Origin of the sequence: Mycolicibacter sinensis (genome assembly GCF_001673565.1) — a bacterium.
Lineage (GTDB): Bacteria > Actinomycetota > Actinomycetes > Mycobacteriales > Mycobacteriaceae > Mycobacterium > Mycobacterium sinense_C.
This window is the reverse complement of sequence record NZ_LZMF01000071.1, coordinates 62,331-75,634: the sequence shown is the minus strand read 5'-3', so window position 1 is coordinate 75,634 and position 13,304 is coordinate 62,331. Positions and strand designations below refer to the sequence as shown.

Genomic DNA, 13,304 nt, shown 5'->3' with positions numbered 1-13,304 from the left:
GCCACCGCGACCGGCAGTCACGCCGATACGGTGGCCTCGGCGGTCACCCAGGCGCTGCAGGGCCTGACCACACCGGGTGCCGCGGCGGCCGGATCCGATGCCTCCCTGTTCAGTTCGATCGGGTCGGCGGCGGCCCTGGAGCCCGGTGTGGCGGCCTCCTACGCGGCGCTGGCGGCCAGCCTGTTCGGCACCTTCGTGATCGACTCGGCGGGCACGTTCGGCGTCGACGCGGCCGGTTCCTTCGGTATCGACCTGATCGGGATCGGCGAGATCGAGAGCGAACTGCTGCCGGAGATGGCACTGGCCAGCGCGGTGACCCCGGTGAGCGCCGAAATGGGCGAGGCCGCCACGCTCAGCGGGCTGTCGGTGCCCCAGGCCTGGGCCACCGCCGCCCCAACCACCACGGTGATCCAGCAGGTCGGCGGGGCGTTGCCCACGGCCGCCGAGAGCGCCCTACCGGTCGCGGCCGGCGCCACCGCACTGCCGCTGGCCGCGATGGCCGCCGCCGGTCTGGCCGGGCGCGCCACCGCCGGCGTCGGGCGGGGGCGCGGCGGCGCCGCGTCTGGCAAGGCGGCCGCGAAAACGGCCGCCAAGCGGCCGGCCCGCCCGACCGTCAAGCTGCCCGACCGGCCGGAGGAGCCGGCGGCGCCGCCGGTGCGACCGCTGAACGGTCCGATCACCCGGATCTCCGGCGAGCTGCGGGAGCTGGCTGACCTGCGCGACGCCGGGATCCTCACCGAAGAAGAGTTCGCTCAGGAGAAGCGGCGCCTACTCGGCCGGTAACACCATGGATTTCGCGTTCTTACCGCCGGAGATCAACTCGGGCCGAATGTATTCCGGCGCCGGCGCGGGCCCGCTGCTGGCAGCCGCGTCGTCCTGGGATGCGTTGGCCGCCGAACTGAACAGCGCGGGCCTGGCCTACGAGTCGGTGCTCACCGAGCTGTCGTCCGGCTGGGCGGGCCCCAGCGCCGCCGCGATGGCCGCGGCCGCCGCGCCGTATGCCCAGTGGATGCGTACCGCCGGGGTCCAGGCCGAGGAGACCGCCATTCAGGCCAGGGCCGCCACCGCCGCCTATGAGGCCGCGTTCGCCATGACGGTGCCGCCACCGGTCATCGCCGCCAACCGCAGCCTGCTGCTGACGCTGGTCGCGACCAATTTCCTGGGCCAGAACAGCGCCGCGATCGCGGCCACCGAGGCCCACTACGCGCAGATGTGGGCCCAGGACGCCACCGCCATGTCCGGCTACGCCGCCGGTGCGGCCGCCGCCACCAAGCTCGTCCCGTTCACCCAGCCGCCGCGCACCACCAATTCCGCCGGGGCCGCCGCCCAGGCAGGTGCGGTGGGGCAGGCCGCTGCCAGCGCCGCCGAGGGCCAGGGTGAGGGGCTCCTCGCCGGCATCACCCAGGCGCTGCAGGGCTCCACCTTCCCGGCCGGCTCGTCGGCGGGTGCGTCGGCGCTGGCCGGTGTCATCGGCCCGTTGACGGCCGCGGCCTCGGCCAGCGCGCCCACCATCGAGCTCTCCAACGCCGGCCTCGAACTCGTCGTCGACTCGATCGGCACGTTCGGCATCGATGTGCTCGGCACTTTCCTGATCGATCCGCTCGGCGTCTTCGGGATAGTCGAGGAAGTGGCTCGGGCCGCGCTGGCCGGCGCCCTCCCGGTGGTGGCCAGCATGTCCTCGGCGACCTCGATCAGCGGTTTGTCGGTGCCGCTGGCCTGGGCGTCTGCGGTGCCGTCGGCGATCGGGCAGGTCGGCGTGTCGTTGGTGTCCGCCGGTGCCTCCACCGGCCAGGCGGCCGGAGCCGTCGCCGCCGGCGAGACGATGGTTCCCGCGGTGGGGATGGCCGCGGCGGGGCTGGCGGGCCGGGCCAGCGCGGGCGCCGCCCGGGGCCAGCGGGTCCCGACCACCGGCAGCACCACGCCGCGACGGCCGGCCCAGCGCCCCAACGAGCTGCCCGAGCTGACCCCGGAGTCGGCCTTCGGCCTGCTGATGGGCGCCGACGTCGAACTGCGCGAACTGGCCGAGCTGCGCAGCGCCGGCATCCTCACCGAGGACGAGTACGCCGCCGAGAAACGCGCCCTGGTCGGCCGGTAGGTCGGCTAGCGGCGATCGCAAGCGCGACGAAATCGGTCGCCGCCATCGGGCTACAGCAGGTAGGCCTGCTCGGGCTGCGGCTCGGCCGGCGCGATCAACTCCGGCCCGTTGTTACGCACACTGTTGACCAGTGTCGACACCTCACGCAGCACGATCCCCCGCGTGTCCGGACGCTCGGCCAGCAGCGCGGTGTCCACCGGGGAATCCGGATCCAGCCAAGCGTCCCAACGGCTTTCGGGCAGCAGCAGCGGCATCCGATCATGGATCCCGGCGAGTTCGCCGACCGCATCGGTGGTGATGATCGTGACGCTGAGCAGCGGGGCGGATCGCCGGTGGCCCCGCCAGACCGACCACAGGCCGGCCGCGAACAGCATCGCGCCGTCACCGTGGATATAGAACGGTGTCTTGCGGGCCTTCTTGCCGGCTGAACCGGCGGGTTCAGCGCGCCATTCGTAGAAGCCGTCCATCGGCACCAAGCAGCGCCGGTGTTCGGCGGCCGAGCGGTAGGCCGGCGAGGTGGTGACCTTGTCGGCGCGGGCGTTGATCAACAGCGGGCCGGCGGCGACCGGCGCGCCGTCGGGACCGGCTTTGGTCCACGGCGGCACCAGCCCCCACCGCATCAGCCGGACCCGGCGGGTCGGCATATCGTCGGGATCGGTGTGCCGGCTGACCACGGCCGCGACCGGGTCGGTGGGGGCGACGTTGTAGCTCGGACCCGAATCAGCGTCCGCCGGCACCTCGTTAACCGCATCGATCCGCTCGGCCAGCAGCGCCGGATCGGTGGTTACCGCGAAACGCCCGCACATGCCTCCATGGTGGCAGCTAATCGAGTCGGGTGGCGGTGACGGCCCAGAACGGCATGTGCACCAGGTTGTCTTCGAGCAGGGGCTGCAGGATCGCGAACCGCTGCGCCAGCGCGCGAACCCCGGCCACCAGGTCCTCCCGGCCGAGCGCCTCCATCACCGCGATCATCTCGGTGAAGGCATTGGGGTCGAAGGTGCCCTGATAGGTGGTGGTTCCGATGTGGTCGATGCGCCACCCCGCTTCGGCGAGCACCGGCCCGAACCGCTCGGGTGACAGGCCGTCCAGTTGCCAGCCGTTGACATTGTGGCGGCCCGCCTCGAACATGAACAGCCGCGCCTGCGGCGTGGTGGCCCGATGCAGGGCTCGCGCATAACGCAGTTGGGTTTCCTCGTCGTCCTGGAAGACGTGGTAGAACGCGCTGTCGACGACGGTGTCGAACCGGCCGTCGAACCCGGCGAGCTCGACGGCGTCGGCCACCTGGAAGTCGACCGTCACCCCGGCCGCCGCGGCGTTGCGTTGCGCCTGCGCGATCGCGGCCGGGGACTGGTCAACTCCGGTCGTCGAATAACCTTGCGCCGCATAGTAAATCGCGTGGTGCCCCGGGCCCGTGCCGGGATCGAGAATCTCGCCGCGCAGCGCTCCGTAGGCCACGAGTTGCTGCACCGCCGGCTGCGGGCGGCCGATGTCCCAGGGCTCGGGCGGCCCGGATGGGGCCTCGCCGACGAAGTCGGTATCGCTGTTCATCGCTGCCCACTGTGCGTGACGCCGGTTAACGCATTCAGAACGGGCGGTGTACGAACAACGATGACCGGCCCGGTGATGGCAAGATCGCCGCTGTGCGTCTCTCAGTGCTCGACCTCGCGCCGGTACGCACCGACCAGTCCAGTCCGGACGCGCTGGCGGCCACCATGCGCCTGGCGAAGCTGGCGGACGGGCTCGACTACACCCGCTACTGGGTCGCCGAGCATCACAACGTCCCGTCGGTCGCGGCGACCAGCCCCGCGGTGCTGATCGCGATGCTGGCGGCCGCCACCTCGCGGGTACGGATCGGCTCGGGCGGGGTGATGCTGCCCAACCACGCACCCCTGGCGGTGGCAGAGCAGTTCGCGCTGCTGGAAGCCGCCTACCCCGGCCGCATCGACCTGGGAATCGGACGGGCTCCGGGCGCGGACCCGGTGGCCTCGATGGTGTTGCGCGGTCCGGTCGGCCGCGGCGATCGGGACACCGATGACTTTCCCGACCATCTCGACGACCTGATCGCCCTGTTGGGCTCGGCGGGGGTGTCGGTGGAGCTGCCCGACGGCAGTTATGTGCTCAGGGCGACGCCGCACGCGCTGAGCTCACCGCGCGTCTTCCTGCTGGGCTCCTCGATGGCCTCGGCCCGGGTCGCTGCGGCCAAGGGGCTGCCCTACGTGTTCGGCCATCACCTGTTCGGCGAGCAGACCGCCGAGGCACTGGCCCTCTACCGGTCGGAGTTCGTGCCGAGCGAGGTCGCCGGCGAGCCGATCACCTTCCTGACCGTCAACATCGTGGTCGCCGAAACACACGCGGAGGCAACCGCTTTGACACTTCCGCACCTGCATCTGCAGGCGCGGACGGCGACCGGGCAACCGCCGGTCCGCCTGGAACTGGTCGAAGAAGCCCAGCAGGCGAGTCTCACGCCGCAGCAGCAGCGCTTCGCCCGGGGCGAACTCGAGCGTGCGGTGGTGGGAACGCCGGCCGAGGCGCTCGCGCAGTTGCGGGAGTTGGCCCGCCGGTTCGGGGTCGACGAGGTGATGCTCAATCCGGTCGCCTCGGCCCGCCGGGGTACCGACCCGGCCACCGCGCCGGGACGCGAATCCACTCTGGCGCTGTTGGCCGACACGATGAACTGAAGGTGAACTGCCGGTGACGGTTGCACGACTTCGCGGTGCGGTTCGGTGAATGAAACAGGCGCGGTTCCGAACGGCCGGTGAACAACTGCTGACAGTCTCCGAAAACGCACGTCCGCAGGTGTGTCGCGGCGTCGAAATCGCCTAGCGTCTGGGGTGTACCCAACCGGGGTAGCGCGATCGATGATCGCAGAGACGAAGGACTCGACGAGGAGCGTTATGTCGTTCGTAACCACGCAGCCCGAGGCGCTACTGGCCGCGGTTGCCAACCTACGGACCATCGGGTCGGCGATGTCCGCCCACAGTGCCGCCGCCGCGGCCCCCACCACCGGCGTCGTTCCCGCCGCCGCCGACGAGGTCTCCGCGCTGACCGCAGCGCAGTTCGCCGCCCACGCCCAGGCCTACCAGGCCGTCAGCGCCCAGGCCGCGGCCGTCCACGAGATGTTCGTGAACGCCCTGAGCAACGGTGCCAACGCCTACGCCGCCACCGAGGCCGCCAACGCGGCCGCGGCCGGTTAGGTCACGGCCATGGATTACCTGTCCTCTCCGCCGGAGATCACCTCCGCCAAGATCTATGCCGGGCCGGGCTCGGAACCGATGACCGTGGCGTCGTCGGCGTGGAGTTCGCTGGCCGCCGAACTGAAATCGATCGCGGCTTCGTACCGGGCGGTCATCAACCAACTGACTTCCGAGGAATGGCTGGGGCCGGCCTCGGCGACGATGGCCACCGCGGCGGCGCCCTACATCAACTGGATGGAGCTCACCGCTGCGCAGGCCGAGCAGGCCGCCGGGCAGGGCCGCGCCGCCGCAGCCGCCTACGAGACGGCGCGCGCGACGATCGTGCCGCCGGTGGCGGTCACGGCCAATCGCCAGCTGCTGCAGCAGCTGGTCAACACCAACATCCTCGGGCAGAACACCCCGTCGATCGCGGCCACCGAAGCCGAGCACGGCGAGATGTGGGCGCAGGACACGATGGCGATGTACGGCTATCACGCCCAGTCCAGCGCAGCGACCACGCTGAATGAGTTCACCGCCCCGCCGAACCCGACCAACCCCGGCGGCGAGGCCGCCACCGGCAACGCGGTCGCCCAGGCGACCGCCAGCGCCACCGGGACGCAGGCCACCAAGGCGTCCGGCACGTTGCAGGGCCTGGTGAACTCGCTGACGTCGCAGGCGACCGACACCACCGGCAACCCGGCCCAGGACATCCTCGACGACCCGAACTACAACCTGGGCAACCAGCTGATGACCCAGCTGGTGACCGGCTCGAACCTGCAGTCGAACAACATCTGTGCGGTCTGGCGTGGTGTCAGCGGTGTGCTCGGGCTGCAGAAGCTGGGTGCTGACGCGATGAAGGGCGCCTCCAGTGCTGCCTCGAGTGCCGCCGGTGCTGCGGCATCGGGTGCCGCCAACGCCGCCTCGGGCGCGGCCGGCTCGATCGGCGGCCTCTCGGTGCCGCCCGCCTGGGTCCCGCCCGCACCGCCGATGAGCGCACTGGGACCGGTTTCCGGCGGCTCGTGGGTCCCGGTCGGCCCCGCGGCGGCAGCTTCGGTTCCGTCAGCCGGCGGGATCCTCGGTACGACGCCGATGACGCCCCCGACCGGTATGCCCGGTATGCCCGGTGTCCCGGCGGCCGCGGCCGGCGCGGCCGGCGCGGCCGGTGCCGGATACCGCGGGTTCGGCGCGCCTCGCTACGGGACGGCGTTGACCGTCATGCCACGGCGTCCCTTCGGCGGATAGCACCAAGGGGCCAAGTGATCGACTACGGGGCACTGCCACCGGAGATCAATTCCGCACGGATGTACGCGGGAGCCGGGTCCGGCCCGATGCTGGCAGCTGCGACGGCCTGGGATGTGCTGGCCGAAGAGTTGAGTCTGACCGCGGCTGCGGTGGACATGACCATCGCGGATCTGACCAGCGGCCCGTGGCGCGGGCCCTCGGCCACCGCCATGGCCGCCGCGGCACTACCGTTCACCACCTGGTTCAAGACCACCGCAGCCCAAGCCGAGCTGGCCGCCAGCCAGGCCAAGGCCGCCGCGGCCGCCTTCGAGGCGGCGTACGCGATGACCGTTCCTCCGCCGGTGGTGCTGGCCAACCGGGTCCAGCTGATGACGCTCGTCGCCACCAACTTCTTCGGCCAGAACACCCCGGCGATCGCGGCGACCGAAGCCCACTACGCGGCGATGTGGGCGCAGGATGCCGCGGCGATGTACGGCTACGCGGGAGGTTCGGCTGCGGCCACCCAGCTGTCGGAGTTCACCTCGCCGCCGCAGACCACCAATCCCACCGCGCCCGCTGCGCAGGCCGCCGCGACCACCCAGGCCGCCGGCAACTCCGCGGCCTCGCAGGCGGCCTCGCAGGCGTCGTCACAGTCGCTGACCGCCATGCAGTCGCTCGCGCAGGCTGGCACCGCAACCGGGTCACCCGCCGCACCGGGGAGCGGCACCGTGCCGCCTACCACGGCAGCCCTGCAACAGATGGTCAATCAGCTGACGACCTACACCCGCCTCGCCAACTCCTCCATGGGTCTCTTCCGGATCGGCGACTCCGTCGGCCAGGGGCTCAACGGCTGGGAGGTTTCCGGGCCGGCCGTCGCGGACTCCAAGGCATTCTTGGCAACCCTGGCGCCGGCCGTAGAGGCGACCAAGAGCGCGGGGACCGCGGCCGCCCACACCCCGGGTTTCGGCGCCGCCACGCCGTCGGCCTCGCTGGGCCGCGGTATCCAGGTCGGAGCCCTTTCGGTGCCGCAGAGTTGGCCCGTCGCACCGGCTTCGGCCAACCCGTCCGCGGCGACGCTGGTGTCCAGCCGGATCGCAACGACTGCCGCAACGGAGGCCGGCGTGATGCCCCGGGCCGGCATGGCCGGTATCCCCGGAATGGCCGGCATGCCCGGGTCCAGTGCTGCTGCCGCCGGCGGGGCCACCGGCTTCCGGTTCGTGCCGCGCTACGGCTATCGCCACCGGGTGATGAACCGGCCGCCGAGCGCCGGGTAACCGCGGTTTAACGCCCCAACGGGTAGTTGGCTTCACGCTCGACGGTCGAACGTGAAGTCAGCTTCACGCTGGGCGTCGTCGAGTTCGAATCAGGCCGGTTTGGCCGGCTTGGGGATATCGCCGACTACCTCGGCCGGCGCGTCACCGAAGCGGCTGGCGACCACCGGCACCCAGATCTGAGCCCCGCGCTGGCCGCACTCGTTGGTATCGACGGTGGCGACCATCGCCCCGTGCAGCACGCCCGCGATGGTCGGCTCCAGCGACAGCACCTGCGTAGTGGTCTGGTTGCCCAGCCGCCCGTCGGGGCCCAGACACGGCGCCGCCAGCTGCTGGGGCCGAGACCGCCAGGTGTCGCCGGCGTACTCGAGCACCATGTCGGTGCCGCCTTCGGGCAGCGTGGCCGCCTTGCGGTGATCCTTCTGGTCGAGCATGGTCGCCGTGGCGGTGCACAGGTTGTGGTCGCACGACGACCGGACGGCCCACCAGGTGCTCACGTTGGGCGGCTGGGGATTGGGCACACCGTTGTACTTCTCCCCCGCCCGGTTGGCATCGACGCGGTAGGTTCCCTCGAACGCCGGCGCTTTGGCCGGCGGCGGCACGATGGCGGCCGGCGCCTCACCGGCCGCAATGGCCGTCTCCGGCTGCTCGTCGGCCAGCAGCCCCGGAACGATGGTCGCCACCGACCCCACCAGCACCAGCGCCAGCGGCAGCACGACCGCCGGTCGGGCCAGTACGGCCAGCCGGCTTCGACGCGGCGCGACCAGGGACGCCGGTACCGGAACGCCCCGCACGACGGTGCTGGCGGCGTCGGAGGGCTCATCTGCGTCCGAGTCGTCGAGCCGCTCGGCCAGCGCCGTGACGAAGTCCGAACAGTTCCGGAACCGCTCGGCGGGGTCTTTGGCCAGCGCGGCGGCGAGCACGTCGTCGAAGGGCTGCAGCTCAGAACGCTGCGCGCTGACCAGCGGTGGCGGGGTGTTCAGATGGTGGCTGATCACGGTCACCGGGTTGTCGTGCTGGAACGGCGGCGTGCCGGTGAGCATCTGGAAGGTGGTGGCGGCCAGCGCGTACTGGTCGGCGAATTCCAGCCCCTCGGAACCCATCAGTTGCTCCGGCGCGGCATAGGCGATGGTGCCGATCGCCAAATTGCTCGCGGTCAGACCGCTGGGGCCGCTGAGCTGGCGGGCGATGCCGAAATCGGCCAGCACCGCGTTCAGCCCGCCGTCCTCCTGCTCGGTCACCAAGATGTTGCTCGGTTTGACGTCGCGGTGCACCACGCCCTTGCGGTGGGCGTAGTCGAGCGCGTCGGCGATGGAGGCGACGATCGGGACGACGTCAGCAGCCGGCATTCCGGCCGGAAACCTGCGGAAGATCAGTTCGCCGAGCGTCTCGCCGTCGATGTACTCCATCGCGATCCACAGCCGCCCGCGGAACTCGCCGCGATCGTGCACCCGCACGATGTTCGGGTGGTCGAGCACGGCGGCCGCTTCGGCCTCGCGCCGGAAGCGCTCCTCGTACTCCTCGTCGGCGCTCAATGACCGGCGAAGCACCTTCAGCGCATCGCGGCGCGGCAGCCGGGGGTGCTGAGCAAGGTACACCTTGCCCATGCCACCAGCCCCCAACAGTTTGAGGATGGTGTACTCAGCAAAAATCGAGCCCACTGCCAGAGCCATGTCCTCAATGGTAATGATCCTGGGTGAACGGCCGGGTGATGCAAAGCGGCCAACCGGCAAAGAACGCTACCGAGCGCCTGAACCGCCCGGTTGATGCGGCGGTCCCAGCTTCGCCTCTCCTCCGTCGAGCCTCACTGAACCGCCGGGTTGATGCGGCGGTCCCAGCTTCGCCTCTCCTCCGTCGAGCCTCACCGAACCGCCGGATACCAGCACCGGAGCGAAACGCTGGCAGGATGAACCTGTGACGACTTGGCCGGCCCCGACCACCAGCACCCCAGTCGAGGCCACGGTCACCGTGCCCGGCTCGAAGTCCCAGACCAACCGGGCGCTGATCCTGGCGGCGCTGGCGGCGGCGCGCGGCGGGCAAGTCTCCACCCTCTCCGGTGCGCTGCGCAGCCGCGACACCGATTTGATGCTCGACGCGCTGCGCGCTTTGGGGTTCTGGGTCGAGGCGGTGGCCCACCAGGTCACGGTCAGCGGCGAGATCGACCCCGAGCCCGATACCCGGTTGAACTGCGGTCTGGCCGGCACCGTGTTGCGGTTCGTGCCGCCGCTGGCGGCGCTGGGCACCGCTCCGGTGATCTTCGACGGTGACGAGCAGGCCCGCGACCGGCCCATCGCGCCGCTGCTGGACGCGATGCGCGGCCTGGGTATCGCCGTCGACGGTGACACGCTGCCGTTCGCGATCAAGGGCGCCGGATCGGTCGCCGGCGGCACCGTGCAGATCGACGCCTCGGCGTCCTCGCAGTTCGTCTCCGGCTTGCTGCTGGTCGGCGCCGCCTTCGACGCCGGATTGACCGTGCTGCACACCGGTGCGTCGTTGCCCTCGGCGCCGCACATCGCGATGACGGTGACGATGCTGCGCCAAGCGGGAATCGACGTCGACGACACCATCCCGAACTGCTGGCGGGTGCGACCGGGGACGCCGGCGGCCCGGCACTGGGAAATCGAGCCGGACCTGTCCAACGCCACCCCGTTCCTGGCCGCCGCGGTGGTCACCGGCGGCACGGTGCGCATCGCCGATTGGCCGAGCGCCGGCGTGCAGCCCGCCGCCGTCATCACCGAGATCTTCAGCCGGACCGGCGCCGTCGTCGATCACTCGGATACCCAGCTGGAGGTGCGCGGACTGCGGACCTATGAAGGCTTTGACGTGAACCTGCGCGCGGTCGGCGAGCTCACGCCGACGGTGGCCGCGCTGGCCGCCCTGGCCGCACCCGGGTCGGTGTCGCACCTGCGCGGGATCGCGCATCTGCGCGGGCACGAGACCGACCGGCTGGCGGCGTTGACCACCGAGATCAACCGGCTGGGCGGCCAGGCCGTCGAGACGGCCGACGGCCTGGTGATCACCGCGACACCGCTGCACGGCGGAACCTGGCACTCCTATGCCGATCACCGGATGGCCACCGCCGGCGCGATCATCGGGTTGCGGGTCGCCGACGTCGAGGTCGAGGACATCGAGACAACCGCCAAGACGCTGCCGGCGTTCCCCCGGATGTGGGCGGAAATGCTGGCCGAGTCGGGTTCGGGCGCTTGAAGCCCGGCGACTACGACGAATCCGACGTCAAGGTCCGTTCCGGCCGGGGCTCCCGGCCGCGCACGAAAATCCGCCCCGAGCACGCCGACGCGCAGCCGGCCATGGTGGTCAGCGTCGACCGCGGCCGCTGGGGGTGCGTGCTCGACGGCGACCCGGACTGCCAGGTCACCGCGATGCGCGCCCGCGAGCTGGGCCGCACACCGATCGTCGTCGGCGATCACGTCGACGTGGTCGGGGACCTGTCCGGCCGGCCCGACACGCTGGCCCGCATCGTCCGGCGCGGAGCCAGGCGAACGGTGTTGCGGCGCACCGCCGATGACACCGATCCGACCGAGCGGGTGGTGGTCGCCAACGCCGACCAACTGCTGATCGTGGTGGCCCTGGCCGACCCGCCGCCACGCACCGGCCTGGTCGAGCGGGCGCTGATCGCCGCCTACGCCGGTGGCCTGGCGCCGATACTGTGCCTGACCAAGACCGACCTGGCCGATCCGGAACCGTTCGCCGGCCAGTTCGCCGATCTGGACCTCACGGTGGTCACCGCCGGCCGCGACGATCCGCTCGAGGCGGTGGGCGCGTTGTTGGTCGACCGGATCACCGTACTGCTGGGCCACTCCGGGGTCGGCAAATCAACTTTGGTGAACCGTCTTGTCCCCCAAGCAGATCGAGCTGTCGGTCAAGTCACCGTCATCGGCCGCGGGCGGCACACCTCCACCCAGTCGGTGGCGCTGCGACTGGTCGGATCCGGCTGGGTGATCGATACCCCGGGTATCCGATCGTTCGGCCTGGCCCACATCGCCCCCGACGACGTGCTGATGGCGTTCTCCGACCTCGCCGAGACGATCACCGGATGTCCGCGCGGCTGCGGGCACCTGGGACCTCCCGCCGATCCCGAATGTGCCCTGGACACACTCACCGGGCCGGCCGCACGGCGGGTCGCCGCCGCACGACAGCTGTTGGCGACGCTGCGCGAGACCTAGGGACCGCAGGGCTGAGGTCAGGCCGCCAGTCCGTCGATGCCCTTGTCCCGGCGCCAGCCCCGCACCGCCGAGATCGCGGTCTTGAGCCCGCGGCGCCGCCCGGTCACCGGGTCGGTCCCGGAGTAGCCCGGCTCCAGCGCGTCGAACATCTTCTCGCTGCGGGTCTCCGGGGCATCGTCGGCGGTGTCGCGCAGGAACCGGTCTGGCAGCGACAGTTTGGCGATGGTGCGCCAGGTTTTGCCGTACTGCACCAGGAACGGCCCCGAGGTGTAGGGCAGGTCGTATTTTGCGCACAGCGCACGCACCCGCACCGCGATCTCGGGATAGCGGTTGCTCGGCAGGTCCGGGAACAGGTGATGCTCGATCTGATGCGACAGGCTGCCGCTCATGAACCGCATCGGCTGCCCGGCGTCGATATTGGCACTGCCCAGCAGCTGCCGCAGGTACCACTGGCCGCGTGACTCACCGGCCATGTCGGTCTTGGTGAACTTCTCGGCCCCGTCCGGGAAGTGACCGCAGAAGATGATCGCGTTGGACCACACGTTGCGGATCACGTTGGCGATCGCGTTGGCCCGCACCGTTGCCCAGAACGTCGCGCCGGGCGACAGCGCGGTCACCGCCGGGAACGCGACGTAGTCCTTGAACAGCTGCCGGCCGGCTTTGCCGGAGAACTCCCGCAGCCGGACCAGGCTCGCCGCACGGTCGCTGCGGCCCTTGAAGATCTTGCCGATCTCCAAGTGCTGCAACGCGACTCCCCACTCGAACCCGATCGCCAACATGGCGTTGTAGAACAGGTTGAACACGTTGAAGCGCTTCCAGGGCGCATCGCGGGTGACCCGCAGCAGCCCGTAGCCCACATCGTCGTCCATCCCGAGGATGTTGGTGTACTTGTGGTGCTGAAAATTGTGGGTGAAGCGCCAGTGCTTGGACACCCCGGCCATGTCCCACTCCCAGCCGCCGGAGTGGATCTCAGGGTCGTTCATCCAGTCCCACTGGCCGTGCATGACGTTGTGGCCGATCTCCATGTTCTCGATGATCTTGGCCACCCCCAGGGTCGCGGTGCCGGCCCAGCGGACCGAGCGTCGCGAACCGCCGGCCAGCAGCACCCGGCCGGTGACCTCGAGCACCCGCTGGGCGGCGATGACCCGGCGGATGTAGCGGGCGTCGCGCTCGCCGCGGGAGGCCTCGATGTCACGGCGGATGGCGTCGAGCTCAGTGGCGAAGTTCTCCACATCGGCGTCGGTCAGGTGCGCAAACACCTCGACGTCGGTTACCGCCATCGAACCGCCTTTCCCAACATGTGTTCCTGCTTGACCTACTCAATCGTAACCTACGTTTGCGTAGGTTACCAACGGGTAAC

Annotated in this window: 12 protein-coding genes; 8 read left to right on the top strand and 4 right to left on the bottom strand. The window is 70.7% G+C overall.

Features of this window, described 5'->3' with window-relative positions; all coding sequences use genetic code 11:
- A partial coding sequence (locus A5648_RS11525; protein ID WP_131810554.1) for an SHOCT domain-containing protein occupies positions 1–783 on the top strand: 783 nt, incomplete at its 5' end.
- A 4-nt stretch (positions 784–787) separates the two neighbouring features.
- Positions 788–2,095 (top strand): PPE domain-containing protein, encoded by a 1,308-nt coding sequence (locus A5648_RS24980; RefSeq protein WP_065024665.1) that lies wholly within the window; start codon positions 788–790, stop codon positions 2,093–2,095.
- 50 nt (positions 2,096–2,145) lie between these two features.
- Here the strand turns inward: A5648_RS24980 and A5648_RS11515 are convergent, their stop codons facing one another.
- Together A5648_RS11515 and A5648_RS11510 are read right to left on the bottom strand one after the other, a co-directional pair.
- Complete coding sequence (locus tag A5648_RS11515; protein ID WP_065024664.1) at positions 2,146–2,901, bottom strand: SOS response-associated peptidase; 756 nt, start codon at positions 2,899–2,901, stop codon at positions 2,146–2,148.
- A gap of 16 nt (positions 2,902–2,917) precedes the next feature.
- Complete coding sequence (locus A5648_RS11510) at positions 2,918–3,643, bottom strand: class I SAM-dependent methyltransferase (RefSeq protein ID WP_065024663.1); 726 nt, start codon at positions 3,641–3,643, stop codon at positions 2,918–2,920.
- A 92-nt stretch (positions 3,644–3,735) separates the two neighbouring features.
- Between A5648_RS11510 and A5648_RS11505 the strand changes: the two genes are divergently transcribed.
- From A5648_RS11505 to A5648_RS11490, 4 genes are all read left to right on the top strand, one after another.
- Complete coding sequence (locus A5648_RS11505; RefSeq protein ID WP_065024662.1) at positions 3,736–4,773, top strand: LLM class flavin-dependent oxidoreductase; 1,038 nt, start codon at positions 3,736–3,738, stop codon at positions 4,771–4,773.
- Positions 4,774–4,989: 216 nt separating this feature from the next.
- Complete coding sequence (locus A5648_RS11500; protein WP_065024661.1) at positions 4,990–5,289, top strand: PE family protein; 300 nt, start codon at positions 4,990–4,992, stop codon at positions 5,287–5,289.
- A 9-nt stretch (positions 5,290–5,298) separates the two neighbouring features.
- Entirely contained in the window at positions 5,299–6,510 is a 1,212-nt protein-coding gene (locus A5648_RS11495; RefSeq protein ID WP_065024660.1) for a PPE family protein, read from the top strand.
- 17 nt (positions 6,511–6,527) lie between these two features.
- On the top strand, positions 6,528–7,763 hold the full coding sequence (locus tag A5648_RS11490; protein ID WP_109470769.1) for a PPE family protein: 1,236 nt from the start codon (positions 6,528–6,530) through the stop codon (positions 7,761–7,763).
- 89 nt (positions 7,764–7,852) lie between these two features.
- Here the strand turns inward: A5648_RS11490 and A5648_RS11485 are convergent, their stop codons facing one another.
- A complete protein-coding gene (locus tag A5648_RS11485) occupies positions 7,853–9,433 on the bottom strand; it encodes a serine/threonine-protein kinase (RefSeq protein ID WP_065024658.1) in 1,581 nt (526 codons plus the stop codon).
- A gap of 241 nt (positions 9,434–9,674) precedes the next feature.
- Here A5648_RS11485 and aroA point away from each other — a divergent pair, with 241 nt between their 5' ends.
- Positions 9,675–10,967, top strand: coding sequence for a 3-phosphoshikimate 1-carboxyvinyltransferase (gene aroA / locus A5648_RS11480; protein WP_065024657.1), 1,293 nt, complete (start codon positions 9,675–9,677; stop codon positions 10,965–10,967).
- Complete coding sequence (rsgA, locus tag A5648_RS11475) at positions 10,964–11,944, top strand: ribosome small subunit-dependent GTPase A (RefSeq protein WP_065024671.1); 981 nt, start codon at positions 10,964–10,966, stop codon at positions 11,942–11,944. Before aroA ends, rsgA begins: the two co-directional genes overlap by 4 nt.
- A 17-nt stretch (positions 11,945–11,961) precedes the next feature.
- On the opposite strand, the gene A5648_RS11470 is transcribed toward rsgA, so the two are convergent.
- Positions 11,962–13,224, bottom strand: a complete 1,263-nt coding sequence (locus A5648_RS11470; protein ID WP_065024656.1) for a fatty acid desaturase family protein — start codon at positions 13,222–13,224, stop codon at positions 11,962–11,964.
- Positions 13,225–13,304: the final 80 nt, after the last annotated feature.

What these genes read in the sequence shown, in the direction of transcription:
- A5648_RS24980 (WP_065024665.1), top strand. Translation starts at nt 788, where the DNA reads ATGGATTTCGCGTTCTTACCGCCGGAGATCAACTCGGGCCGAATGTAT.
- A5648_RS11515 (WP_065024664.1), bottom strand. Translation starts at nt 2,901, where the DNA reads ATGTGCGGGCGTTTCGCGGTAACCACCGATCCGGCGCTGCTGGCCGAG.
- A5648_RS11510 (WP_065024663.1), bottom strand. Translation starts at nt 3,643, where the DNA reads ATGAACAGCGATACCGACTTCGTCGGCGAGGCCCCATCCGGGCCGCCC.
- A5648_RS11500 (WP_065024661.1), top strand. Translation starts at nt 4,990, where the DNA reads ATGTCGTTCGTAACCACGCAGCCCGAGGCGCTACTGGCCGCGGTTGCC.
- A5648_RS11495 (WP_065024660.1), top strand. Translation starts at nt 5,299, where the DNA reads ATGGATTACCTGTCCTCTCCGCCGGAGATCACCTCCGCCAAGATCTAT.
- A5648_RS11485 (WP_065024658.1), bottom strand. Translation starts at nt 9,433, where the DNA reads ATGGCTCTGGCAGTGGGCTCGATTTTTGCTGAGTACACCATCCTCAAA.
- A5648_RS11470 (WP_065024656.1), bottom strand. Translation starts at nt 13,224, where the DNA reads ATGGCGGTAACCGACGTCGAGGTGTTTGCGCACCTGACCGACGCCGAT.